Raw genomic sequence first — 24,305 nt, 5'->3', positions numbered from 1 at the left:
TTTTTCGAGAATGCGCCCTGCTCGCTGGCTGTCACGGTCTGGCTGCCCAGCGGTGGGACGTCCCCGACGATGACACTGAGCCCTCTCCGCGCGAGTCAGCTACTCGCACTGGTACTTGCCGTATCGCTCGTCGCGACCGCCGCCATCCCCGCCGTCACCGCGACCACCAGCCCGCCCATCGAGGACGGTGGTCGCTACTGGGCCGGCCAGGTCCTCGAGACCGACGCCTTCGACACCAACGCGTCGGTCGAACTGGAGCGGAAGGGTAGTTCTGGCTGGCAGTTCGTCTCGGAGGCACCACCCAACGAGACCGGCCACGTGACCATCCAGACAGCCGACCTCGAGACCAACGACTACCGCCTGACCGACGGGAACGGGACGGTCCTCGAGTTCGCCGTCTCACAACAAGCGTTCGCCACCGGGTCGAACGTGACGACCGTCGAGACCAGCGGAAACAACACCAGTGCTGGGCTGGCCCTCGATAGCAACCGTGTCGGCTACGACGTGCAGGTCACGGCCGACAACCTGACACCGGCCGAGCTCGCGGGCGTCCTCGACGCCGGGACACTGGAAGACGACCCCACGGACGACGACACCGACCCCGACTACGTCGTGCTCCGGAATGCGAGTACATCGACGACGGTCACGGCGAACTTCAGCGGCGTCGCGACCGGTCCCTACACGTTCTCGTTCGTGGTCGCAGATACGGGCGAATCCGACAGCCTCGACCTCTCTGTCACCGACTCCAGCGGAGACGACGGCGACGACAATACCACCGTCGACGCCGGCCGCCTCTGGCGCGGCCAGTTCCTCGAGACCACCGCCTTCGCTGCCGACACGACCGTCGACGTCCAGCGATGGAACGGCACGGACTGGGTCACCGAAGGCCAGGACACCGCCGACGGCACCGGGAACCTGACCATCGACACCCTCGGCCACACGACCGGCGAGCACCGGCTGGTCGACGGCAACGGGACCGAGGTCGGCTTCACCGTCACCGAGCAGACGCTGGACGTCCAGGCAGAGCAGACTGTCGTCGAGACGAACGGAACCGAGACGACGACCACGCTGCACGTCGCGAGCAACCGGACCGGCTTCGCCCTCCACATCACGGCCGACAACCTGTCTCCCACCGACCTCGCGACCGTCCTCGCCGCCGGGAGCCTCGAAGACGACCCTGACGACGCGGACACCGAGCCCGACTACGTCACCATCGCGAACGCGAGCACGGATACCGACATCGTGGCCAACCTCACCGGCGTCAGCCCGGGGAACTACACGCTCTCGGTCACCAGCGCGGACACGCCGGCGGCCGACTCGCTCGACCTTACCGTCACCGATGGGAACGTGACGAACGTCTCCGATGGCCCCCACGAGGTCGGCGACACGCTCGTGACAGACGCTTTCGCCGCCAACACCACCGTCGAACTCCAGCAGCAGGACGGCGACACCTGGCCCTTCGTGGCCGAACTCGCCGTCGGCGACGACGGGTCCCTCACGGTCGAGACGGTCGACCTCGAACCCGGCACCTTCCGCCTCGTGGCCGACGGCGGCACCGAACTGACGTTCGACCTCCTCGCCGGAGAGGGCGACGACGGCTCCGGAGACGACGGCGGCTCTGGAGACGATGGTAGCTCCGGCGACGATGGTAGCACTGGTGACGACGGTGGCTCCGGAGACGACGGCAGTACCGGCGACGATGGTAGCTCGGACCAGAACGACGGCTCGACCGGCGAGACCGTCTCACTCTCCGACGGCCCCCACGAGGTCGGTCAGACCCTCGAAACCGACGCCTTCGACGCAGACGAGACCGTCGAACTCCAGCAACAGGACGGCGACGCCTGGGCCTTCGTCGCCCAGCTCACCGCCGACAGCGCCGGCACTCTCCTCGTCGAGACGGACAGCCTCGCCCCCGGAACCTTCCGCGTCGTGAATGACGACGGGGTCGAGCGACAGTTCGAACTCGTCGACGACGAGGCGGACACGGACAATCAGTCGACGACCGACGCCGGCCGACTCTGGCGTGGGCAACTCCTCGAGACCGACACCTTCGACGCCAACGCGACCGTCGAACTCCAGCAACAGGACGGCGACACCTGGCCCTTCGTCGCCGAGCTCGCAACCGGTGACGACGGGTCCCTCACGGTAGAGACGGTAGACCTCGACCCGGGTGCCTACCGGCTCGTCAGCGAGCAGAACACCACGGTCACGTTCACCGCCACCGAGCAGGCACTCGCCGCCAGCGCAGACCAGACCACCGTCGAGAACGTCGGCGACGACGGAACCACGACGGCCACGCTCGACGTGTCGAGCAACCGGGACGGCTACACGCTCCACGTCACGTCGGCATCCCTCTCCCCGACCGATCTCGTCGCCATCCTCGGCGCTGGCGAACCCGTCGATTCGCCGGATGACGACGACTCAGACCCGGACTACGCCCGCATCGCGGTCGATGGCACCGACACCACGGTGACCGCCGACGCCGCCGGGGTTCCGCCCGGAACGTACACCCTGTCGTTCGAGAGCGCCGACACCACCGCGGTCGCGTCCGTCGACCTGACCGTCGAGAGCGGGTCGGACCAGTCGGACACCGAGCAACAGGAACAGACGACCACCGCGCAGGGAGGCGCCGACGAAGGGACGGAGGGAAGCCCCGACGAGAAGACAGCCGGAGCGACCACTGGCGAACCGACCGACTCGACGGCCACTGCCGGAGAAACGGAGACCACAGTGGCGAGCAACGGCACCTCGGGAACGGGAGTTTCGACCGATGGCTCGCCCGGGTTCGGTGCACTACTGGCACTGCTCGCGCTTGCAGGAACCGTCCTGGTCGGTCACCGCCGCGCCTGAATCACGGCGACTCCGCGATTCGAACCCACGATTCGAGTCCACGGTTCGACTACACGATTCGACTACACTATTTTCCCCGGGCGTCGCGCTCCGCTCCCGCGACCGGTGCACCGAAAAGAGAACCGAAGCGCGACTACAGCGCGTCCAGGTCGAACTCGAACGCGGTCACCGGAACCTCCAGATCGTGCTCCACGAGCACCGCCGGGTGGACCTCACCGACCACACCGGCGACCTCGCCGTCGATGCGGACCTCGGCGGTCCGGCCGTCGATGAACGACGGGTGGGTCGTGGGCGGAGTCGTCAGCTCGACCTCGAAGTTGCGCGCGAGCGCCTGCAGGCGGGCCTTCGCGTCCTCGTAGGAGGCGTCGTGACGAGCCAGTGCCCCGGCGACCGTCCGGCGCTCCGCGACGTAGGTGTCCACCGAGTCGTCGTAGTGGGCGGCGAAGCCGACCTCGGCGATGTCCTGCGGGTACGACCGGTGGGTGTTGTTCTCCAGCACCATCATGAGCGACGGGAGCGCCCACGAGCGGACCATCGTGTAGTCCTCGCTGTAGGGCTCCGTGATGGTCACGGGCTGGCCTGCGCCCAGGCAGTCGTCCGCGTCGGGGTCGAGGCGCATGCGCTCGTAGTTCTCGCGCTCGTTTATCATGTGGAAGTTGAGCATGTCCTCGAAGCCCAGTCCCACCAGCTGGTCGCGGACCGCGTCCTCGAGCCCGGTTCGCTCGTGGCGGCCGCCGACAGTCCCGACCTCGGGGTACGTCGGCTCCAGTTCGTTGAATCCGTAGGCACGGCCCACGTCGTCCACGATGTCGAGCGGGTGGAGCACGTCCACGCGGTACGGCGGCACGTCCACCTCGTAGACGAGTTCACCGTCATCGTTCTCTGCCTGGATGGCGTCGAGTCCCGCGCGTTCGAGCAGGTCCACGACCTCCTCGGGGTCGAGGTTGATGCCGAGCAGCGACTCGATACGGCTGTGCCGGACCGTCTTGTCGCTCGTCTCGAAGTTCGGGCGGACGAGGTCGACGTCGGGCGCGACCAGTTCCACCTTGTCCCCGGCGTAGACGTCCTTGTCGGGGTAGTCGACGGTGACCTCCTCGATGGTCGCGCCGCGGGCGTCGAGCGCGTAGCAGATGATGTTGCACATCTTGTCGATGGTCCACTGGTCGGTGCCGGTCAGCTCGACGAACAGGTCCCGGCTTTCCGTACTCACCTCGGTCCGGCGGCCGTTGATGACCGGCGGGAACGAGAACAGCCCGATGTCGTCGTAGATGGCCGGGTAGCGCTCGTAGTCGGCGATGACGTCGGCGTACTTCTCGCCGGTCGGGTGGTCGGTCAGGACCTCCGCGGGCGTCATCTCCACGTCGGAGTCGAGCGGGACGAACACGTCTTCGTCGGGTTCGACGCCGACGTACTGGATGCTGTTGCCGCCGTCCTCACCGGCGGAGGTGCCTTTGAGCATCGTCAGGTCGTGGATGCCGATGGCACCCTTGACGCGCTTTCGGCCCATCGTCGCGTGCAGCTTCTCCTGCAGCTGGATGAGCGAATCCAGTGCCGACTCGCTGAGGTTCACACCGCGGATGACCGCGCCAGTCACGTACGGGCGTTCGTCGGGCACGGACTCGTCGACCTCGATGGTCCAGTCCGGGTCGTTCGTCTTCGGGACGTACACGCCGCGGTCGTCGCCGTACTGGTAGCGAAGCGAACGCGCGACGCCCTCGACGGAGAGGCGGTCGAGGCGGTCCGGGGCGAACTCCAGCTGGAACTCGCCGTCTTCGGTCTCGCCCTCGAACTCGAGGCCGAGGCCGAACATGTCCTCCTTGAGTTCCTCGTCCGATTTCTCGTCGTGGCCGGTCAGGCTTCTCAGTTCGTCGGGGTCGACGTCTACGACTGGCATTAGCGAATCACCTCCGCGTTCCGCAGGAAGTCGAGGTCACACAGCGTCCCGTGCACGTCTCGGATGTCTTCGAACCCATGCGTGAGCATCAGCAGGCGTTCGAGGGCGAGCCCCCACGCCATCACGTCGCACTCCACGCCGAGCGGGCGGAGCACCTCCTCGCGGAAGATACCCGAATTGCCTATCTCGACGAGTTCGCCCGTGCGCGGGTGTTCGCCGAACAGCTCGAAGCTCGGCTCCGTGTACGGGTTGTAGTGGGGCTTGAACTGCAGGTCGGTGATGCCGAACTGCTCGTAGAACTCGGTGAACGTGCCCATCAGGTCACGGACCGAGAGGTCCTCGGCCATCACCCAGCCCTCGATCTGGAAGAACTCCAGCAGGTGGGTCGCGTCGAGCGTGTCGTTGCGGTACACCTTCTCCACGCTGAAGTACCGCTGGGGCGGTTCGAGGTCGCCGACGGCCTCGCCGGAGAGGTAGCGCATCGACAGCGAGGTGGTGTGCCCGCGGAGGTCGACCCCGCGTGCCACGTCTTCGGTCCACGGCGAGTGGTAGCCGTCGCCGTCCTCGCCCACGCCGTTCTTGTGGGCGTCCTCGACGCGGTCGACGAGGTCCTCGGGGAGGTCCTGCATCGGCGGGACGTCCAGCGCGAACTGGTCCCAGTGCGTTCTGGCAGGGTGGTCCTGGGGCATGAACAGGCAGTCGTTGATCCAGAACTCGGCGTCGGCGTGCGGGCCTTCCATCTCCTGGAAGCCCATCCCGACGAGTACGTCCTTGACCCTATCCGCAGTCTGGCGGAGGATGTGCTTCTTGCCGCCGTACAGCGTCTCGGCGTCGGCTTCGACGTTGTACTCGGCGAACTCGACGTCCTGCCACTCGCCGCTTGTGAGCAGCTCGGGGGTGAGCTGGCCGACGGACTCGGCCACCTCGACGCCCTCCATCATGGCGGTGACGCCCGCCTCGGTGAGCGTGATGAGCCGGTCTGTCTGCTCGACACGCTCGACGAGGCCGCGGCGCTCGAGCTGGTCGAGGACGCCCGAATCGGTCACGGACTCGCCGGCCTGCAGGGCCGACAGCGCCCGCGCCTCCTCGTCGTCGGCGGGGTCGGCGTCCGCGTTCGCGGAGAGTTCGCCGCTGTCGATTTCCCCATACCCTTTCCGGGCGTAGTTCGCGAGCGCGATGTCGACGAGGTCGCCGAGGCCGGACGCCCCGATGACCTGCCCCATCGACACCGGTTCGTCGGTCGCGCCGACCTCGACGGCCGCCTCGTACAGGCGGACCTCGGGGAGGCCCTCGTCGATGTAGCGCTCGCCCTCGTCGGTGAGTTCGACGTGTTCTGTGGTTCGCTCCTCGATGGTGAGGAGGCCCTGTGCTTCCAGGTCGAAGGCCGCGCCCGCGACCGACTCGGGCTTCTCGCCCAGCTCGTCGGCCAGCGCCACGACCGACTTCGGGTCGGTCGCGCTCGCGGTTTCGAGGACCGCGGCCTGTGTCGCTGCTAGTTGCATCTCTTGTGTCTGCTTCCTCGGGTCAGTCAGTTAGCTATTCCGAAGCGCACGATTTCGTCCGCCGAGACCGCCCCGGCCGAGTCCGCCGTGCCTACACCGCGAAGAAAAAGCCGAACCCGGGGCTGTCGCAGTGCTGGCGTGCGATACCACGATGGCTGGATTCGGCTGCCATACCCCAGATGTTCGCGTGACCGAAGAAAAGCCTTCGGGAGCCGTGAGACGGCCCGACTCAGTCCCAGTCGAAGCCGGTCTCGTCGATGGCGTCCTCGCCGCTGTCGTCCCCGGTGCTGTCGCCACCACCGGTCTCGCCCACGTCGGTCTCGCCTCCCTCAACCTCCTCGTCGCCGGCCAGCATCGCCTCGGCGAGCGAGTCCTCCTCGGCCGGCATGTCGATGTCGAGCGAGGCCGCGACGGTCCCGTCCCCGAGCGCCAGGTCGTCGAGGTCGAGGTCGTCGAGGTCGACCGTCTCCGACTCGGCGGCGAGCGATTTGAACTCCTCGTGGGCGCTCGGGCCGGGGGTCGCCGTGGGTGCGGCCTGCTCGTCCGCGAAGTCGAACCCGTCGTACGCGAGCCAGCGGCCGAGACGGTCGGGTGCCTCGTCGTGGTCGAGTTCGGTCTCGACGGCGGCGAACGCCCCGTCGAGTTCGGTCACCGGCGGTTCGTGGTCGAGCCGGCGCTCCTCGGCCGTGGTCGACCCGTCGGCATCGAGGAGCGAATCGAAGACGGCGTCGGGGTCGGCGACCTCGCTGTCGCCGGTGTCGTTGTCCTCGATGACCTCCTCGACCGTCTCGACGTCGAACGCGTCGACGACGTCCGACAGTTCGCCCGTCGACCCGGTGTTCGGCTCGGACTCCCGGGTTGGCATGGCTACGGTTTCAGCCTACTGGTAGTTAATTCCTCGCACGGCTCCTTTCAATTTCGAGATGTTTTCGTGGGGGCGACCGCGAGAGGAACGCGCCAAGAAGGAACTCCGGGCGAATCGCGTGTCCTAGTCGTCGGATTCGGGGAGGCCCTCGGCGAGCTGTGATGCGGACATCGGTTCGCCGAGGGTCAACTCGGAGAGGTCGAGCTCCTCGACGTCCACGTCGTCGGTGTCCATCTCTTCGGCGAGCGCCTTGAACTCGTCGTGGGCGGTGTCGTAGTCCTCGTCGCCGGGTCGGCCCGCAACCGGTGCCGACCCGAACGCCTCGTTGGGGACCCGTACCAGCGTCGCGCTGACTTGCTCTCCCCTCCCGGTCGTCCCGGCTGTCTCGGCCGTCTCCATCGTCCCGGCCGTCTCTATCGTCCCCATCATCGCCATCGTCTCGACGCCGGGCTCGGCATCGGCCTCGAAGTCGGCGAACGCGCCGTCGAGGCCGGTGGGTTCGTCGTCACCCGTGCCCTCGGCGTCGTGGTCCAGCTCCTCGTCCTCCCCGGTCGAGACCGGCTCGTCCAGGTCTCCGAGTATCGTCTCGACCACGGCGACCGCGTCGTCGCTCGACCCCGTGTCGTTCGCCTCGACGACCTCGTCCGCCGTGTCGACGTCGAACGCGTCGAGCACGTCGGACAACCCCTCGGCCTCCGCCTCGTTCGTGTCAGATTCCCCAACAACCATTATTCCTAACTGGTTCTAAATACATTTAATTCTTTCTGTGGTCGTTATATTTTCCAAGACGGATAGCCAACAGTGTCGAAAGACCCTGGATAGGACCCGACTGCAAGGCTATCGCGCCCCGAGCTGACCACAATGCTATTGGTCCCTGCTCTGACCGCAACGCTATTGCGCCCCGCTCTGTCATGGCTACGCATGCCCTTCGACTGGGAAGCGGACTTCTACGCCGCCACGGACTGGGACCGCGGGGCCTACGTCGGCGGCGACGACATGCCGGCACACCTCGAGACGTTCATCGAGCGCGTCGGCGTCCCCGACACGGTCGCTGACGTGGGCTGTGGCCCGGCCCTCGTCGACTTCGAGCTCGCTCCACGCTACCCCCAGACCGAGTTCTACGGCTACGACCTGGCCCCGTCGGTGGTCGAGGCGAACCGCGAACACGCCGCCGAGGCGGGCCTGTCGAACGTCCACTTCGCCGTCGACTCGCTCCCCGACCTCGCCATCGACCGCGAGTTCGACCTGGTCTACTGCATGGCGACCCTCTACTTCGTCGACGACGTCGAGCGCGCCCTCGCCGAACTCTACGACACCGTGGCCCCCGGCGGCCACCTCGTCTTCAACTACCCGAACCGCCACACCCGGACGTGGGTCCGCGAGGAGGCACCCGAACACAAGCGCGAGGCGTTCGAGCGCGTCGCCCGCGGTGAGAACCTGCTCAGTTACGACGCCATCGAGGCCGTCCTCGGCCGCCGCCCACGGAGCTACTGGACGGCCGTCGGTGCTCGCGACGAAACCTACGCGACCCGGCGCAGTCCCGCGGTGTTCGTCCGGAAACCGGCACCCGCGTAATCTCCTTCCCTGGCGGGACTCCCGCACTCCCGGTGTCCCGTTATCACTGATCGTCGCATTCAGAGTAGTATGTCCGAGAACGCCATCACCGACGCGACGTGGGCCGACCCGGGGGCGGCCACACGCTGGGAGGATTTCTACTCGACCGGTGACTACGACCGCGTGGCCTACATCGGCCGCGAGGCGATGCCCGGCCTGCTGGCCCGCTTCATCGACCGTCACTGGCCACCGAGCGCGGAGCGCACCCTCGGCGGGCCCGCCTCGGTCGCCTCGGTCGGCTGTGGTCCCGCCGTCGACCTGTTCGAACTCGCGGTCCGCTACCCCGACACCGAGTTCTACGGCTACGACGTCTCCGCGTCCGTCATCGAGGACAACCGCCGGCTGGCCGACGAACTCGGCTTCCACAACGTTCACTTCGCCGTCGATGCCCTTCCCGAGCTCGGTACCGGCCGGACCTTCGACCTGGTGTACTGCATGGCCACGCTCTACTTCGTCGACGACGCCGAGACAGCCGTCCGGGCCATGTACGACCACGTGCGGCCGGGCGGCCAGCTCGTCTTCAACTATCCCAACCGCTACACCCACACCCGGTTCGACCGCGAGTTCACGGGCGCACGCCGGGAGCTGTTCCGGCACGTGGTCGAGGGCGACAACCTGCTGTCGTACCGGCACATCGAGGACCTGCTCGGGACCCGCCCCCGCGACTACTGGGCGCTCGTCGGTGCGAGACACCACTCCTTCGTCGGCCGGGACACGCCCTGTGTCGCCGTCCCGAAGTGAGCGCCCGCGAGTCAGTCGTCGTCCAGTGAGAGCCCGTCCGCGTTCACCCAGACGAACCCCTCGTCGGTCTCTATCTCGGCGGCAGGCGGCGCGTCGAGGTCGCACCCGTCGTCGTAGGCGATGCGAACCTCGTCCTGGTCGGCCGCCGGGAACGTCGGAACGAAGGTGTCGTCGTCGAGCAGTCCCCGGACCGAGAGGTTACCACCCGCGTCGATGGCCGCCCCGTAGGCCGCGAGCCGGTCGTCTTCGGTCGGGGTCTCGACGCCCACGCCGAACGAGTTGTTCTCGACACGGTCCTTGCGCGCACCGCGCTTGAAGTCCGCGAGGTCGTCGGCGTCGAACCCGTCGTACTCGGGGTCGGTCCGGCCCGCCGACCCGGTCGCCGCGCTCTCCTCGACCGAGTCGAACAGGTCGTCGAGCGGGTCGTCCGACGGGGAGGAGGACTGACGCGACACCGACGGGCCGCCCCCGAGGAGTTCCAGCCCGCCGTCGTCGGCCGAACTGTCACCAGATTCCGGGTCGACTGTGCTCTCGTCCGCGAGCGCGTCGGCTGCCCCGTCGTCCGTCTCGTCCGCGAGCTCGGCGTCTACCTCGTCCGCTACCTCAGCGTCCACCTCGCCCACTATCCCGCCGTCTCTTTCGTCCGCTATCCCACCGTCTCCCTCGTCGTCTCTCCCCACCGAGGCCTCGCTCGTGACCGGTTCCAGCACCCAGTCACCCGTGTCGTCCCAGAAGGAGTCGCTGCCCTCCCCGGCATCCGCGCTCGGTTCTAGCGCTCCCGGTTCACCCTCGGGTGCCGGCTCCGGCTCCAGCCCGGCACCACCCTCCGGTTCCGGCTCCAGCCCGACACCATCCTCCGGCTCGGGTTCGGACTCGTCCACTGGTTCCTGTGCGGGGTCCGACTCCACGAAGTCGATGAACGGAGCGGCCGATTCGTGGTCCGACTCGTCCGCCGTCTCGGACGCCCCGCTCTCCTCGAGGACCGCGTCCACGTCGGTCTCCACCGACGAGACCACGTCGGCGGTGTCGGCCCGGTCGCGACCGAGCCGTGGCCCCTCGTCACCTGCCGTCACCCAGTCCGGCAGGGGCACGTCACCGCCCTTCTCGGGCAGGTACGCCGGGGGCTGGGGAGCCGAGAGGAGCGGTCGGTCGAACACGGTCACTCGGAGGCCGAACTGGTCGCGCAGCCGGGCGAGTTCGTCCGTCTCGACCAGGGCGAAGCGCCAGCGGTCGGTCCCCTCCGAAAGCTGGACGAACTCGACGCCGAGGCCGTACAGCAGCCGGGTGTTCACCGCGTGGATGAGCGCCGGGTAGTTGTCGTCACCCAGCGGGGTGTCCGGGTACTCGAAGGGTGCCTCACGGGTGATGCCGTTCGCGTCCGTGAGCGAGATCGTCCACGGGAGGTCCGCGAACCCCTCCTCGTCGAGCCGGCGGCCGTGGGCGTCACGGAGCTCCGCCGCCCAGTCGAGCGCCTCGAACACCGCCGAGAGCTGGACCTGTGGCGCGTGCCGCCAGTGGCGTGCCGGCGCGTCGATACCGCGGTCAGACCGGACGATGGTCCGGCGGACGAACTCAGCGGGATGTTCGGAGCCGTCGAGCGAGTCCGCGATGATGTCCTCCAGCGCCCGACCCGGGACGTCCTCCTGCTGGCGAACCGCGTCGGTCGAGACACCGAACCCACCCAGCACGTCCGCACAGACGACCACGTCACGGACGTCGTCGGAATCGCGACTCGACCGGAAATCCATCTACCTGCAGATGTATCACGAGCGGGTTAAATCTACCTCTGGAAGATGTGAAAGGAGCATCATGTGTCCAGTTCTGGACGTTCTGTTGGCACTTTCGAGCGCGGGTGAAAACAGATAGAAATCGAACAGGTCGTGTCTCAGGCGTGCTTGCGGTCCGAGTCCAGGTCGATGTCGAGGTCGTCCAGGTGCTCGGCGACCTCTTCGCGCTTCTCCTGGTGCTCCTCGAGGAACTCCTCCATGAGTTCGGCCGCCTGTTCCTTGCAGCCACCACAGAGGCGCTCGCCGCCGACGCACTCCTCGTACACCTCGGTCGCGAACTCGTCGTCGTCGCCCGCGAGCAGGTAGGCGTACAGTTCGTACACCGGGCACTTGTCGGCCTCGCCGCCCTTCTCGCGCTGTTCTTCGGCCGTCTCGCGCCCGCCAGTCGTCGCCGATTTCACCTTGTCGTAGCCGTCCTCGGGGTCGTCGAGCAGCGAGATGTGGCTCGCCGGGACCGACGAGGACATCTTCCCGCCGGTGAGCCCGGTCATGAACCGGTGGTAGATCGAGGACGGAGCCATGAAGCCGTAGCCGCCGTGGTCGACCTCGACCTGTCTCGCCAGCTCCTCGGCCTCACCGCGTTCGAGGTCGAACGCGTCGATGTGCCCCTCGTAGACGCGCTTCTCGCCCTCGACCGCGTCGATGAGCGCCTCGAACGCCTCGTCGGTCGCCTGCCGGTCGAAGAAGCGAGTCCGCGGGCGAAGCGGCTCCTTCCCGGCCGAATCGAGCTTCTTGACCGCCGCATCGCGGGCGTCCGCCGGCTCGGGCGTGTGCTCGCGCAGCCACGCCGCACCGTCCTCACACCGGACCGGCTCCCCCTCGGGTGCCTCGTCGGCGAGGGCCGCGTAGGCCGCCGCGATGAGTTCGCGCTCGTCGTCGTCCGCCTCGAAGCTCGCGTACGCCTTCGAGACCTTGAAGAAGCGCATCCGGGTCGCGAGGTCGCGCGCCAGGCGCATGTGCGGGTCCTGGTCCGGCCCGACCGGAATCACGGTGGGCTTGGGCTCGTCGAGTTGCGGGTAGAGGATGTCCGCCATCTGCGTGACGACGCTCTGCATGTGGCTCACGTCGGTCTCGCCGTCGAAGCCGTAGATAGCCTGCAGCTCGGAGTAGTTCGCCTCGATGCCCAGCTCGAACGCGAGGTCCTGCAGCTCCCGGTTATCGGACTGCCGGTAGAGTTCGCCCTCCTCGGGGTCGAACCCGAGCGCGAGCAGGCTCAGGATGTAGTCACGCGAGTGCTCGTCGATCTCGTCCCACGTCAGCCCGCGGGCGCTGTGGGCCTCCAGGTCAGCGATGAGGCCGTACGCCTCGCCGCCCTGCTGCTGGTGCCAGATTATCTCGTCGAACACCAGCTTGTGCCCGATGTGCGGGTCCCCCGTCGGCATGAATCCCGACAAGACGGCCCACGGCTCGCCCTCGCGCATCGCCTCCGCCACGGGGCGGTAGTCGCGGTGGCCGAAGATGACCCCGCGGCGCATCAGGTAGTGGGGGTTCGGTACTTCGGGGAGGACCTCGTCGAACTCCTCGATACCGAACTCGTCGAACAGCTTGCGGTAGTCGGAGACGGTCGAGGAGCCCCACGGGTCGAGTGCGACCTCGTCGGCTCCCTCGGCTGCCGTCTCGCCACCGTCCGGAACCAGCTCGTCGTCGGGTGTCGACGACTCGGAATCGCGCGTCATTTGACTACCGGAGAGTGGCGTCGGGCCGCGCAAAAAGCTTCGCTTCCCGTGTTCTGGGGTGTGGTGCGTATTCGAGAGTGCAACACCGGTCACCGGGACGGAGACCTGTTCTTCTGCAGTTGGTTTCGACGAGCAGTTCACTCGCGCTGGTGGAAATGGTGACCGCACCACACCCTCCCCATCCGACTCCCTTCGTTCCGCTTCGCTCCACTTCGGTCGTCCCTCGCACGATGCCGACTCGCGGCCTCCGGCACGCGAGTCAGCGCGCGCCACAGTGACTGGTCAGCGACCGACAGAACAGCACTGGTTCCCGACAGTCACGGCGTCAGTCTCCCAACCCGCAGCCAGGTCACCCCATCCCCGGGCCTATCCACCAGCCCGAACACCATCTCCTTGCGAACCCCGTTCGCCAGCCGGACGTCGAGCGCCAGGTCACGCGGCGCGAAGGTGTGGCTGATGGGCAACACGCGGACCAGCATCTCCGAGTGTCCGAAGTCGTCGACGGACTCGAACTCGGCGTAGGTCCGGAAGTCAGCGCCGAACTTGAAGCCGGTCTTGGGCACCACGTCGGCCTCGCGCAGGGCCGCGTAGACCCGGAGCCGGCGGTCGAATCGCTCGCCTTCGACCTCGCGGCCGCGGGCACAGACCGTCTCGGGGTCCACGTCGACCGCCCCGCGAGTGGCGAGGTAGGCCGCCTCGACCAGCGAGAGCTGGAGGGCGTCGAGGTCGGAGTCGCGGCCGTCGAGTGGCGTGCCGTAGAATCCCTTCTCGTACAGCGTCGCGGGCGGGTTCCAGCAGGTCGCGCGGTCCGCGAGCAGGTCGCAGTCGACGCCGACGGGGAGGTCGATACCGGCCGAGCCCTCGATGTCGGGGTGGTCGGTGTCGAGGTAGGTTATCTCGGACTCCTCGTCCACCACCGCGAGGACGCCGTCACCCAGCGCCACCGCGTCGACCATCTCGCGCTCGCCGACGACCCGGACGCGATACTCGACCTCGCCGTCGGTCGGGCCCTTCCCGCGGGGGTAGACCACGAAGTCTTCGGACTGGGGCTCGACCCCGTGGAGCCAGTCAGCCTTCGCCGGCGAGAGGTAGAAGCCGCGCTCGCGGAGGTCGGCGTAGACCAGGAACCGCGGCATGAAGCCGGGATCGGTCGCGTCACGGATGAACTCGCGAAATCGCATCCCGTCGACCGAGTCGAGGTCGCCCCGGTAGAGCAGGTGGGCCGCCTCGACCGGCGCGAGCGCCACGTCGTTCCCGCCGAGGGGGTAGCCGTACCCCCGCGAGTCGTAGTACCGCTGGCGGGCGTCCTGCCCCACGTGCACGACGCCGCCGTCGAGGTGTCCGTCCATGGCCGCGGATGCGCCCCGGGCGGGCAAAGGGATGACGGTCGCCGGTCGTCGTCGCAGCCACCGGGGCCGGACCGGACCACGACGCTCCCGCGTCCAGACTTATCTTGGCACGGAACGTACATCAGCCGTGAGCAGGCACCATCCCCGATGACGGAGGACGAGACGGACTCCACGGCGGAGACGCGCCAGGCAGCCAGCGACCGGAGTGACCGCTACCGTGTCCTCCTGGTGGACGACGAGCCCGACCTCGTCGCCGTCGCGGCGGAGTACCTGGAACGGCTCGACGACCGCCTCACCGTCGAGTCGGCGACCGACGCCCAGTCGGCGCTCGCCCGCCTCGGGACAGCGCAGTTCGACTGCGTCGTCTCCGACTACGAGATGCCCGTGATGGACGGTGTCGAGTTCCTCGAGGCCGTTCGCGAGACCGACGCGACCCTCCCGTTCGTCCTCTTCACCGGGAAGGACTCCGAGACCGTCGCGAACAGGGCGCTCTCGGCCAACGTCACCGACTACCTCCGGAAACAACACGGCACCGACCAGTTCGCATTCCTGGCGAGGAAGATCGTCGGCTACGTCGAGCAGGACCGGGCCAGGGGATACCGGCAGCGCTACATCGACGCCCTCGTCGAGTTCTACGAGATAACGAACGACGTCGACCGGTCGTTCGAGGACCGGGTCCAGGCCGTGCTCGAACTCGGGACCGAGTACCTCGGCGTCCCCTACGGCTTTCTCACCCGCATCGAGCGACCGGATCCGACCGACCCGACCAGAGGCACCCAGACCATCGTCCTCTCGGTCGGTGACCACGAGTTGCTCCAGCCCGGCGAGTCGAACCGTCTCAGCAACTCCTACTGCCGGCTGACCATCCAGCACGAGGACCTCTTCGGCATCCAGAACGCCATCGACGCCGGGATGCACGACGACCCGGGGTATCAGACGTTCGAACTCGGCTGTTACATCGGCGGGACCACCAACGTCGAGGACACCCTGTACGGGACCCTCTGTTTCGCGAGCAGCGACCCACGGGACCTGGACTTCAGCGTCGAAGAACGGTCGTTCGTCTGGATCGCCAAGCAGTGGGTGAGCTACGAACTGGACCGCATGGGCGGGGAGTGGACCACCGAGCTGGCGACCGATGTGGGCGATGTGGCCGACGCTGGCGACGAGCCCGACGACGGCGGGGTCACGGGCACCGACGCTGGCGACAGCGACGAGTGACCGCCGAACCCTACGGTCCCGTCTCGGCTTCGACCCCACCGGCATCCGTCCAGTCGCCGTCGCAGGTGCTGTCCAGACAGCGCCGGCCACCGGCAGTCTCGAACACTGGCAGCCCGCACTCGCAGGACGCGACGACGGTCCCTGCCGGGAACGAGAACCCGGTGTCGCAGTCGGGGTAGGCGTCACAGCCCGCGAGCAGACCACCCCGCCGGAGTACCCGTAAGTCGTCGCCACACTCCGGACAGTCCCACGCCCGGTCGAACCGCTCGACGACGGCGCTGTCCAGCGACTCGCAGTCCCGGTCGATGCAGAGGTCCAGCGGTGCGCCGCGCTCGACCCGCATCCGGGGCAGGCCGCAGTCACAGCGCCCGCCGTGGACCACCGCATCGGTTGGAATCCCGTGATGGCGCTCGCAGTCGAGGCAGGTCACGGCCCGCCGGGTCCTGACGAGTGCCCCCGAACAGTCCGGGCACCGACCCGCCGGGGTGCCCGCAGTGCTCGTCGGGTACGAGCCGGTGAGGTGGAGCTGGTGTGACTTCACGAGCAACGTCTGGTCGCCGTCTTTGGCTCGCAAGTCGAGTTCCCCGTCGTTGGTCACCCACACCTCGCTCGCCCGGGTGAGCCACGCGACCGGCTGGTAGCCCTTCGCGTCGTGGACCAGCACGGTGTCGTCCGGCTTGACGACGACCACGACGTGGCCGCGATGTTCCGTTCTGTCTGCGCCGTCGAAGACGACGCTGCAATCCCCCGCAAAGACGCGGACTGCTGCTCCGGCTGTCATGCCGGGGTTGGTCCCGTGCTGGTATTTGAATGATTGGACAGGGGTGGCGACGACTGGTTGATTTCCGGCTGGCGTGCGCTGGTGAGCGTGGCGTGCGAGGCGACGCAGTCGCCTCGACAGCGAACGGGGAGGGACGACCCGTGAGCGCGCCCGCGAGCCAGTGTCACGCGAGGGACGAGCACCGCAGCGTCAGCGAGGAGCGCAGTCGGTTGGGGAGGGTGTGGTGCGGTCTTTCATCGCCATCGGCGCGAGTGAACTGCTCGTCGTCACGAACACCAAGCCAAGCACCTCACAGAACACCAGTCGAAACACCAGCCACAGCAGAAACCAATCCCAACGCACAGACCCACCCAAACGAAGTACCCCGCCCCCATCCACGCAACCAACACATGAGTCACGATGCAGTCCTCTTCGACATGGACGGTGTACTGGTCGACTCCGAGGACTACTGGGTCGAGCGCGAACGCGAGGAACTGCTCCCCTGGGCGGTCCCCGACGAGGAGGTCCCGGTACGTGAGATCACGGGCATGAACTACCGCGAGATACACGACTACCTCGCAGAGCACTACGACGTGGCCGTCACGAAAGAGGAGTGGGTCGACCGCTTCGACGACACGGCCGAAGCCATCTACACCGAGAAGGTCGACCTCCTGCCCGGGTTCGCGGACTGGCTGGCCCAGAGAAGAACACAGGGCATCCCCATGGCCGTCGTCTCCTCCTCGCCCCACGACTGGATCGACCTCGTGCTCGACCGGTTCGACCTCGAATTCGACGCCGTCGTCAGCGCCGAGGACATCGACGTCCCGGGCAAGCCCGAACCGCACATCTTCGAACACGCCGCGGGCGAACTCGGCTTCGAGCCAAAGGCCTGCATCGCGGTCGAGGACTCCGAACACGGCGTCGACTCGGCGGTCGCCGCGGGCACGACCTGTATCGGGTATCACTCGGGCGCGGACGAGTCGGTCGACCTCTCCAACGCGGAATTCGTCGTTGATTCGCCCGCGGACCTGCTCGCGACGGTGGACGACCTGTTGGGCGTCGAGGGCTGAACCGGGGCGTTCTCGACAGTCGCGGTCACCGTCTCGACCTCGTCGTCGATAACCGCGTCGAAGCACTCCCGGGCGGTCGCAACTGGAACGTTCTCGGCGACGACTTCTGGAGTCGATTCCCGCGGGTCGTCGGAGTCGTACCACCACCGGAGCGCCGCGACGACAGCCAACCAGAGGTAGCCAGTCCAATACGGCAGTCCGACCGACGCCGCGAGTTCGGAGAACAGCGAAATCGGGGCCAACCCCATCGACACCCACCAGAACGTGCTCTGGCCGGTGAACCACTGTCGCTTTGCCGCGTTCTCTCGCTCCTCGGCGATGGCCGCCCCCTCACCCGCCGGCACGGCTCGATGTTTCGCCTCGCCGTCGTCCTCACCCGGATACCGGAGCACGTCGACCCGCGACCCGACGACCGCGGGCGGAATCCGGAACCCATCGGCTGCTGGAGGGCCGTCACCTGCGGGGGACATACTCAGCAGTACCGACCACCGCTATTTAATTTCTGACCATTCAGGTGGGCCGAAAAGCAGCCGTCGCCCCGTGAGAATCAGTCCTGCACCCGCACCGTCCGGGTTTCGGTCACCGGCACCAGCGGGATGTTCGCGAACGCGACCGACACCTCGTAGGTGAGCTCGTCGTCGGTCGCGCCGAAGACGCCGACCGGGACCGTCGTCTCCCCGTCGAGGTACGTCTCGGCCGCGGACATCTCGACACCGTTGACCGTCACGCGAACCCCGGCAGAGCCGCTGCCGCCATCGTTGCGGACCGTCACGTCGCACATGTCGTTCTCACCGCGGGCGATGGTGCTCGGGAAGTCGCCCCACTCGACACTGATATCGGGCAGTTTCTTCGCGCCCTCGTACACCTGCTCGGCGACGCCCTCGGAGAGGCCGGCCGTGACCAGTCCCTCGACACCGGCGTCGACCGCGTCGGCGGGGGTCTGCAGGCCCTCCTTGGCGAGCTTGCTCGCCCGGCCGGGGCCGACCCCGTCGATGGCGGTCAGGCCCACCGCGTCGGGTGCAACCCCGTTCTCGACGCGGGCCTCGACCCGGCGGGCGACGTTGGTCGCGTGGGGGTTCGCGAAGCGGTCGAGGAACGCCTGCAGGGCGGCGAGCAGTCGCAGGCCGTTCTGCTTGATGACCCAGGCGTCGGAGCGCAGGTCGCCCGGGGTCGTCCCGTTCATCGACCCGACGAGGATGGCGAGCACCTTCCGGCCGCCCGCGTCCATCTCGCCGGTGTCCTGCCCGACGAGCATCGCGTCGACCGCCTCCTTCTCGGACTGGCGGGCGCTCACGCTGTCGAACTCGGCGGCGGTCGCCACTGCCCCGAGCACACCCTTCTCGGTGATGCCCTCCGAATCGGCGAGCGTCTTGAATCGCTCCGCGGTCTCCAGTCTGAGATAGTACTTCGAGGCGAGGACACCCAGGCCCGTCGCGGAGATGTCGAGGTCGTCGCCCAGGTCGACGAAGCCGTGGTCCACGAGGGATTTGAGGACCTCGCGTACCCGCTCGCGGAGGTTCGCGAAGTCGTACTGCTCGGGTTCGGACTGGGCGCGCTGGTAGTAGAACGTCGTCTCCAGCCAGTCCATCACGTCGTCGAGGTCCCGCACCGTACCCATCGCGATCTCCGCGTTGAGATGCGCGTCGAGATTCTCTGCAAGGCGGCTCTCTATCTCCTTGCCCTCGCGGAGCAGCCGTCGGTACTTGCCCGCATCCGAGGCGTCACAGACCACGTAGCCGTGGCCAACGTCGTCGTAGCCCGGTCGCCCGGCGCGCCCGAGCATCTGGAGCACGTCCAGCGGGCTCATGTCGACCTCTCCCTCGAGGGGGTCGTGGAGCTTCGTGTCCCGGATGACGACACACCGGGCGGGGAGGTTCACGCCCCACGCAAGCGTCGACGTCGAGAACAGCAACTGGAGTTTCCCCTGCTTGAACCACTCCTCGACGCGGTCCTTATCGTTCTTCGAGAGGCCGGCGTGGTGGAACGCCACCCCGTCGATACAGGAGTTCCTGAGGGTGTCGTTGTCGAGTTCCTGCGTCTCGGTGTGGAAGTCGTAGTCGCCACGCGCACCCATCGCAACGTCGCGCTCGGCCACCTCGTCGCGGGCCTTCTTCGCGGCCTGGACGGTGTCCTGCCGGGACGAGACGAACACGAGCGCCTGGCCGTCGTCGTTCAGGTGCGGCTCCGCGAGGTCGATGGCGCGGTAGAGCCGCCGGTACTTGTCCGCGAAGGAATTCTCGCCGTGACTGTACGTCTTCACGTCGGCGTGGAGGTCGACTGGACGATACTCGTCGTCGAACTCGAAGGTGTTCTCCGGCGGCGCGTCGAGCCACGCGGCCACGTCGTCGATGTTCGGCATGGTCGCCGAGAGCGCCACCACGCGGGGTGCACAGAGCCGGCGGAGCCGGGAGACCGTGACCTCCAGAACCGCGCCGCGTCGGTCGGAATCCAGCAGGTGGACCTCGTCGATGACGCAGACGTCCACGTCCGTGATGAAGTCGTAGCGCGTCGTGTCGTGCTTGCGGGTCGCCGAGTCGAGCTTCTCGGGCGTCATCACGAGGATGTCCGCGTGGCGCGCGCGGCGCGGGTTCAGGTCGCGCTCGCCGGTGACGACGTACACCGAGTAGCCCAGTTCCTCGAAGCGGTCCCAGTCCGCCTCCTTCTCGTTCGTCAGCGCCCGCAGCGGCGCGATGAACAGCGCGGTTCCCCCCATATCGAGCGCCCGACAGATGGCGAGTTCGGCCAGCGCGGTCTTCCCGCTGGCGGTCGGCGCGCTCGCGACGACGTTCTCCGACGAGTCGAGCAACGCCGGCAGCGCCTCCCGCTGCATGCGATTGAACTCCTCGAAGGCGAAGGCGTCGGCAAAATCTGGAACGACCTCGGCGACCTCCATTCTCGTTCCATAGCCAGTTCCCTGGTGTCAAGAACGTTTCCGTACCGGGGCGAAAGTGGTGAGCAGGGTCGAACCCGCTAGCTGGCCGACTCGGCGGCCCGGTCGGCCGCCCGCTCCATCATGCCGTCGCTGGTCTCGTACCAGTAGTAGAGGCCGAGGCCGATGGCGACCAGCACGTTCGAGATTGTCACGCCCCAGAACACCGCGACCACCCCGTAGTCGAGCAGGTAGACGCCGCCGAGCGCGACCGGCAGGCGCACACCCCAGTACTGCACCAGCGAGGCCATCATGCTGGTCCGGGTGCGCCGGGCCGCGTTGAACCCCGCCCGCAGCAGATACGACGCGCCGATGGCCCAGTAGCCGACCGCGAGTATCTGGAGGTACGCGACCGTGAACGCGAGCCCGTCGCCGGAGATGTCGGGGACGAACAGTCGGGCGATGGTCTCCGGGAACAGCAACTGGAGACCACCGAGGACCGCCATCGCGACCGTGATGATGCCGACGCCGGTCCAGGTGGTCTGGCGAGCGCGCCCCGTGTTGCCAGCGCCGAGGTTCTGGCCGACGATGCTCTGGGCCGCCTGCTGGAACCCGCCCGACGGAATCCACGCGATGGCCGAGATGCGCGACCCGAGGGTGTAGGCCGTGAGGCCGGCCGCCCCGCCGGCGGCCAGGACGACGCTGATCATGACCAGCCGGACCGCGTCCTGGGCGACGCGCTGGCCGACGTTCGGGAGGCCGACGTCGAGGAGTTCGCGCCAGTCGTCGAAGTGGAGGGTCGCGCTGTCCCAGGTGAACGTGAAGCTGTCGCGCAGACCCAGCGCGTACGCGAGGATGAGGACGAAGCCGGCCACGCCGCCGATGGCGGTCGCGAGCCCGGCACCCTCGATGCCCATCTCCGGGAACGGCCCGACGCCGAAGATGAGCAGCGGGTCGAGCACGAGGTTGACCCCGACCGTCACGACGTTGACCCACAGGGCAGCCTTGGAGTCGCCCCAGCCGACGAACGCGCTCTCCATGGCGTCGGAGGCCATCATCGCCGGGAACCCGAGGGCGTAGGCGACGAAGTACGCGGTCGCGGGGGTTCCGACGGTACTCGCCGGGTTGAGGGTGTCGACGCTCCACGAGAGCAGGGGTTTCGCGCCGAGGATGGCGGCGACGGTGACGGGGACGATGAGTGAGAGCGTCAACAAGACGCCGTTGAACGCCACGCGGCGGGCACCGGAGAAGTCCTCGGCACCGACACGTTGCGAGACGATTATCTGTGTGCCGATAACTGCGATCAGACCGGCGACCATGCAGAGGGATATCAGCGGGAACACCAGTCCGACCGCCGCGACCGCCTCTTCGCCGAGTTGCCCGACCCAGAAGGCGTCGACGACGAGCTGCGCGAACCGGACGAGGTTCTGCGCGATGAGGGGGGCGGCAAGGAGGAGCAGGGTCTGGGCGATCGACCCTGACGTGATGTCATCACGTGACACATCGAACATTTCGTGTTTGTAAACTGGTACACCTATCACATAAAACCCTGTCGACCATCACCGATGGAAACGGGCACTCGGTGGCGAGTTCACTGCCGTTCGGAACAATCCCCACGCTTTTTGTCCACCCGAACCGCAGGTTTTGCCATGAGTCGCTCGCGCAAGCCCGACTGGCTGAAGATGCGGCCGCCATCGGGCCGCCAGTTCACGGACATCAAGCAGACCCTCCGCGAGCACGACCTGAACACGGTGTGCGAGGAGGCCAACTGTCCGAACCTCGGCGAGTGCTGGAGCGGCCGCAACGGGTCGGGCGACGGGGGGACGGCCACGTTCATGCTGATGGGCCACCGCTGCTCGCGCGGCTGTAACTTCTGTGACGTCGAGACCGGTGGGATGGAGCCGCTGGACCCCGACGAACCCGCGAACGTCGCCTCCGCCATCGCCGAAATCGGGTTGGACTACGTCGTCCTCACGTCGGTCGACCGGGACGACCTCCCCGACCAGGGCGCGGGCCACTTCGCGGAGACCATCCGCGAGATAAAGAAGCGACATCCCGGCATCCTCGTGGAGGTCCTCATCCCGGACTTCCAGGGGGAGCCCGACCTCGTCCGGAAGATCATCGACGCCGAACCGGACGTCATCGCGCACAACATCGAGACCGTCGAGCGGCTCCAGTGGCCGGTCCGGGACCGCCGCGCCGGCTACGAGCAGTCGCTCTCGGTGCTCGAACAGGTCTCTCGCGAGTCCGACATCTACACCAAGACGAGCCTGATGCTCGGCGTCGGCGAGTACCACCACGAGATATACCAGACCCTCTCGGACCTCCACGAGAGAGACGTTGACGTGGTGACGCTGGGCCAGTACCTCCAGCCCTCGCTGACCCACCTGGACGTCGAGCGCTACGTCCACCCCGACGAGTTCGATACGTGGCGCGAGGTCGCCGAGGACGAGCTGGGGTTCCTGTACTGCGCCTCCGGGCCGATGGTCCGGTCGTCGTACAAGGCTGGCGAGCTGTTCGTCGACGCGATCTTGCGGGATGGGAAGAGCGTGGAGGAGGCAAGGGAGGCCGCCCGAAGGGTGGCCTCCGACTAGCCGAATAGAGAACACACCATCCAGTATTTAAATCGGTGAGCGACCAGCCACAGAAGCCGAGTCTCACCACGGCGAAACTGCCAACCGTTTGAGATTCATGCAGGGGTGAGATGTCGCCGGAGAACGTGGGTTCCGCTAGCACGCGACAGCCCGAAATCGACCGCCGTATGGTACCGTGACCCACTGAGAGAACCCGCCCAATCGTCCAGAATCCCGCGGGGAAAACCGTGACAGACCAACAAACACGGTGGATTCACCCCGTGAATTTTAAACTTGTTCGGATTTTCCGCGGATTCCCGTGAATCTTTGCGACAGTGTGGCAAGAATGAGTCCGAAAGCAACGTTTTTACGAAAACAATATAACGCGAGCGGGAGACGTGTCATACATGTCAAGGTGGGTTCTCCCGTGAGCACGCTACAGCACAACCCCCGAGACCGTGTGCAGGTACTCGACGACGCGGGTCGAGTCCTCGACGGTGCGGAGGTGCCGGACATCGACGACGACAAGCTCGTCGAGATGTACAAACAGATGCGGCTGGCCCGCCACTTCGACAAGCGAGCCGTCAGCCTGCAACGGCAGGGCCGCATGGGCACCTATCCGCCTCTCTCGGGGCAGGAAGGCGCACAGGTCGGCAGTGCCCACGCACTGGACGACGAGGACTGGCTGTTCCCGTCGTACCGCGAGCACGCCGCCGCGATGGTCCGTGGGCTCTCGCTGAAACGGACGCTGCTCTACTGGATGGGTCACGAACAGGGCAACGCCATCCCGGAGCGGTGCAACATCTTCACCGTCGCCGTCCCCATCGCCACACAGGTCGTCCACGGCACCGGGGCCGCCTGGGCCTCGAAGCTCAAGGGCGAGAACAAGGCGTTCATCACCTACTTCGGTGACGGCGCGACCTCGGAAGGGGACTTCCACGAGGGGCTCAACTTCGCCGGCGTCTTCGACACGCCGAACATCTTCTTCTGTAACAACAACCAGTGGGCCATCTCGGTTCCCCGCGAGAAACAGACCGCCAGCGAGACCATCGCCCAGAAGGCGACCGCGTACGGCTTCGAGGGCGTCCAGGTCGACGGGATGGACCCCCTCGCAGTGTACAAGGTCACCCGCGACGCGGTCGAGAAGGCGAAGAACCCCGACGACGACGAGCTGCGCCCGACCCTCATCGAGGCGGTCCAGTACCGCTTCGGCGCACACACCACCGCCGACGACCCGAGCGTCTACCGCGACGACGCCGAAGTCGAGAAGTGGAAAAAGAAGGACCCCATACCACGGATGGAGACGTTCCTCCGTAACCGGGGACTGCTCGACGACGAGCGCATCGAGGCCATCACCGCCGAGGTGGAGGACGAGGTCGCCGACGCCATCAGTGCGGCCGAGGCCGTCGAACGTCCCGAGCCGGAAGAGATATTCAAGCACGTCTACGCCGACACCCCCCGCAAGCTCCAGAGACAGCTGGAGTGGTTCAACGAGGTCCGTGAAGAGTTCGGCGACGACGCCCTCCTGGAGTGATAC

Annotated in this window: 18 protein-coding genes; 7 read left to right on the top strand and 11 right to left on the bottom strand. The window is 67.2% G+C overall.

Going from position 1 to position 24,305, the window contains the following annotated elements:
* Positions 1-69: 69 nt before the first annotated feature.
* Positions 70-2,850 (top strand): PGF-CTERM sorting domain-containing protein, encoded by a 2,781-nt coding sequence (locus N6C22_RS03870; protein WP_261649527.1) that lies wholly within the window; start codon positions 70-72, stop codon positions 2,848-2,850.
* A gap of 133 nt (positions 2,851-2,983) precedes the next feature.
* Here N6C22_RS03870 and pheT read toward each other — a convergent pair whose 3' ends face one another.
* From pheT to N6C22_RS03850, 4 genes are all read right to left on the bottom strand, one after another.
* Positions 2,984-4,744: a phenylalanine--tRNA ligase subunit beta gene (gene pheT / locus N6C22_RS03865; protein WP_261649525.1), complete on the bottom strand. Its 1,761-nt coding sequence runs from the start codon at positions 4,742-4,744 to the stop codon at positions 2,984-2,986.
* Positions 4,744-6,246: a phenylalanine--tRNA ligase subunit alpha gene (locus N6C22_RS03860; protein WP_261649523.1), complete on the bottom strand. Its 1,503-nt coding sequence runs from the start codon at positions 6,244-6,246 to the stop codon at positions 4,744-4,746. The genes pheT and N6C22_RS03860 overlap by 1 nt, the downstream gene beginning before the upstream one ends.
* Before the next feature lie 229 nt (positions 6,247-6,475).
* Positions 6,476-7,111, bottom strand: coding sequence for a hypothetical protein (locus N6C22_RS03855; RefSeq protein WP_261649521.1), 636 nt, complete (start codon positions 7,109-7,111; stop codon positions 6,476-6,478).
* 123 nt (positions 7,112-7,234) lie between these two features.
* On the bottom strand, positions 7,235-7,840 hold the full coding sequence (locus N6C22_RS03850; RefSeq protein ID WP_261649519.1) for a hypothetical protein: 606 nt from the start codon (positions 7,838-7,840) through the stop codon (positions 7,235-7,237).
* 192 nt (positions 7,841-8,032) lie between these two features.
* On the opposite strand from N6C22_RS03850, the gene N6C22_RS03845 reads away from it, so the two are divergent.
* Together N6C22_RS03845 and N6C22_RS03840 are read left to right on the top strand one after the other, a co-directional pair.
* Positions 8,033-8,686, top strand: coding sequence for a trans-aconitate 2-methyltransferase (locus N6C22_RS03845; RefSeq protein ID WP_261649517.1), 654 nt, complete (start codon positions 8,033-8,035; stop codon positions 8,684-8,686).
* Positions 8,687-8,755: 69 nt separating this feature from the next.
* Positions 8,756-9,466 carry a class I SAM-dependent methyltransferase gene (locus N6C22_RS03840; protein ID WP_261649516.1) on the top strand — a complete coding sequence of 237 codons (711 nt, stop codon included), beginning with the start codon at positions 8,756-8,758 and terminating at the stop codon, positions 9,464-9,466.
* A gap of 11 nt (positions 9,467-9,477) precedes the next feature.
* On the opposite strand, the gene N6C22_RS03835 is transcribed toward N6C22_RS03840, so the two are convergent.
* The 3 genes from N6C22_RS03835 to endA form a co-directional block, all read right to left on the bottom strand.
* Positions 9,478-11,214, bottom strand: a complete 1,737-nt coding sequence (locus N6C22_RS03835; RefSeq protein ID WP_261649513.1) for a hypothetical protein — start codon at positions 11,212-11,214, stop codon at positions 9,478-9,480.
* A 137-nt stretch (positions 11,215-11,351) separates the two neighbouring features.
* Positions 11,352-12,929 (bottom strand): tryptophan--tRNA ligase, encoded by a 1,578-nt coding sequence (locus N6C22_RS03830; RefSeq protein ID WP_261649511.1) that lies wholly within the window; start codon positions 12,927-12,929, stop codon positions 11,352-11,354.
* A 317-nt stretch (positions 12,930-13,246) separates the two neighbouring features.
* Positions 13,247-14,278 (bottom strand): tRNA-intron lyase, encoded by a 1,032-nt coding sequence (endA, locus tag N6C22_RS03825; RefSeq protein ID WP_261649509.1) that lies wholly within the window; start codon positions 14,276-14,278, stop codon positions 13,247-13,249.
* Positions 14,279-14,425: 147 nt separating this feature from the next.
* Between endA and N6C22_RS03820 the strand changes: the two genes are divergently transcribed.
* A complete protein-coding gene (locus N6C22_RS03820; protein ID WP_261649508.1) occupies positions 14,426-15,496 on the top strand; it encodes a response regulator in 1,071 nt (356 codons plus the stop codon).
* Between the two features lie 10 nt (positions 15,497-15,506).
* Here the strand turns inward: N6C22_RS03820 and N6C22_RS03815 are convergent, their stop codons facing one another.
* Positions 15,507-16,277, bottom strand: a complete 771-nt coding sequence (locus N6C22_RS03815) for a topoisomerase DNA-binding C4 zinc finger domain-containing protein (protein WP_261649506.1) — start codon at positions 16,275-16,277, stop codon at positions 15,507-15,509.
* Between the two features lie 389 nt (positions 16,278-16,666).
* Here N6C22_RS03815 and N6C22_RS03810 point away from each other — a divergent pair, with 389 nt between their 5' ends.
* Positions 16,667-17,326 carry an HAD family phosphatase gene (locus N6C22_RS03810; RefSeq protein WP_261649504.1) on the top strand — a complete coding sequence of 220 codons (660 nt, stop codon included), beginning with the start codon at positions 16,667-16,669 and terminating at the stop codon, positions 17,324-17,326.
* On the opposite strand, the gene N6C22_RS03805 is transcribed toward N6C22_RS03810, so the two are convergent.
* From N6C22_RS03805 to N6C22_RS03795, 3 genes are all read right to left on the bottom strand, one after another.
* Entirely contained in the window at positions 17,218-17,796 is a 579-nt protein-coding gene (locus N6C22_RS03805; protein WP_261649503.1) for a hypothetical protein, read from the bottom strand. The two genes, N6C22_RS03810 and N6C22_RS03805, sit on opposite strands and share 109 nt — an antisense overlap.
* Positions 17,797-17,873: 77 nt before the next feature.
* Positions 17,874-20,219 (bottom strand): DEAD/DEAH box helicase, encoded by a 2,346-nt coding sequence (locus N6C22_RS03800; protein WP_261649502.1) that lies wholly within the window; start codon positions 20,217-20,219, stop codon positions 17,874-17,876.
* A gap of 77 nt (positions 20,220-20,296) precedes the next feature.
* Positions 20,297-21,706 carry an MATE family efflux transporter gene (locus N6C22_RS03795; RefSeq protein WP_261649501.1) on the bottom strand — a complete coding sequence of 470 codons (1,410 nt, stop codon included), beginning with the start codon at positions 21,704-21,706 and terminating at the stop codon, positions 20,297-20,299.
* A 138-nt stretch (positions 21,707-21,844) separates the two neighbouring features.
* Here N6C22_RS03795 and lipA point away from each other — a divergent pair, with 138 nt between their 5' ends.
* Together lipA and pdhA are read left to right on the top strand one after the other, a co-directional pair.
* On the top strand, positions 21,845-22,789 hold the full coding sequence (gene lipA / locus N6C22_RS03790) for a lipoyl synthase (RefSeq protein WP_261649500.1): 945 nt from the start codon (positions 21,845-21,847) through the stop codon (positions 22,787-22,789).
* A gap of 406 nt (positions 22,790-23,195) precedes the next feature.
* Positions 23,196-24,302: a pyruvate dehydrogenase (acetyl-transferring) E1 component subunit alpha gene (gene pdhA, locus N6C22_RS03785; protein ID WP_261649498.1), complete on the top strand. Its 1,107-nt coding sequence runs from the start codon at positions 23,196-23,198 to the stop codon at positions 24,300-24,302.
* Positions 24,303-24,305: the final 3 nt, after the last annotated feature.

It is taken from the genome of Haloarchaeobius sp. HME9146 (genome assembly GCF_025399835.1).
GTDB lineage: Archaea > Halobacteriota > Halobacteria > Halobacteriales > Natrialbaceae > Haloarchaeobius.
This window is presented reverse-complemented; position numbering and strand designations above follow the sequence as displayed.

Excerpts from the sequence above, each read along its gene's own strand:
- N6C22_RS03845 (WP_261649517.1), top strand. The coding sequence starts at position 8,033 with ATGCCCTTCGACTGGGAAGCGGACTTCTACGCCGCCACGGACTGGGAC.
- N6C22_RS03815 (WP_261649506.1), bottom strand. The coding sequence starts at position 16,277 with ATGACAGCCGGAGCAGCAGTCCGCGTCTTTGCGGGGGATTGCAGCGTC.
- N6C22_RS03810 (WP_261649504.1), top strand. The coding sequence starts at position 16,667 with ATGAGTCACGATGCAGTCCTCTTCGACATGGACGGTGTACTGGTCGAC.
- N6C22_RS03835 (WP_261649513.1), bottom strand. The coding sequence starts at position 11,214 with ATGGATTTCCGGTCGAGTCGCGATTCCGACGACGTCCGTGACGTGGTC.
- N6C22_RS03820 (WP_261649508.1), top strand. The coding sequence starts at position 14,426 with ATGACGGAGGACGAGACGGACTCCACGGCGGAGACGCGCCAGGCAGCC.
- N6C22_RS03855 (WP_261649521.1), bottom strand. The coding sequence starts at position 7,111 with ATGCCAACCCGGGAGTCCGAGCCGAACACCGGGTCGACGGGCGAACTG.
- lipA (WP_261649500.1), top strand. The coding sequence starts at position 21,845 with ATGAGTCGCTCGCGCAAGCCCGACTGGCTGAAGATGCGGCCGCCATCG.
- endA (WP_261649509.1), bottom strand. The coding sequence starts at position 14,278 with ATGGACGGACACCTCGACGGCGGCGTCGTGCACGTGGGGCAGGACGCC.
- N6C22_RS03795 (WP_261649501.1), bottom strand. The coding sequence starts at position 21,706 with ATGTTCGATGTGTCACGTGATGACATCACGTCAGGGTCGATCGCCCAG.
- N6C22_RS03870 (WP_261649527.1), top strand. The coding sequence starts at position 70 with ATGACACTGAGCCCTCTCCGCGCGAGTCAGCTACTCGCACTGGTACTT.
- N6C22_RS03800 (WP_261649502.1), bottom strand. The coding sequence starts at position 20,219 with ATGGAGGTCGCCGAGGTCGTTCCAGATTTTGCCGACGCCTTCGCCTTC.
- N6C22_RS03850 (WP_261649519.1), bottom strand. The coding sequence starts at position 7,840 with ATGGTTGTTGGGGAATCTGACACGAACGAGGCGGAGGCCGAGGGGTTG.
- pheT (WP_261649525.1), bottom strand. The coding sequence starts at position 4,744 with ATGCCAGTCGTAGACGTCGACCCCGACGAACTGAGAAGCCTGACCGGC.
- N6C22_RS03805 (WP_261649503.1), bottom strand. The coding sequence starts at position 17,796 with ATGTCCCCCGCAGGTGACGGCCCTCCAGCAGCCGATGGGTTCCGGATT.
- N6C22_RS03840 (WP_261649516.1), top strand. The coding sequence starts at position 8,756 with ATGTCCGAGAACGCCATCACCGACGCGACGTGGGCCGACCCGGGGGCG.
- N6C22_RS03830 (WP_261649511.1), bottom strand. The coding sequence starts at position 12,929 with ATGACGCGCGATTCCGAGTCGTCGACACCCGACGACGAGCTGGTTCCG.
- N6C22_RS03860 (WP_261649523.1), bottom strand. The coding sequence starts at position 6,246 with ATGCAACTAGCAGCGACACAGGCCGCGGTCCTCGAAACCGCGAGCGCG.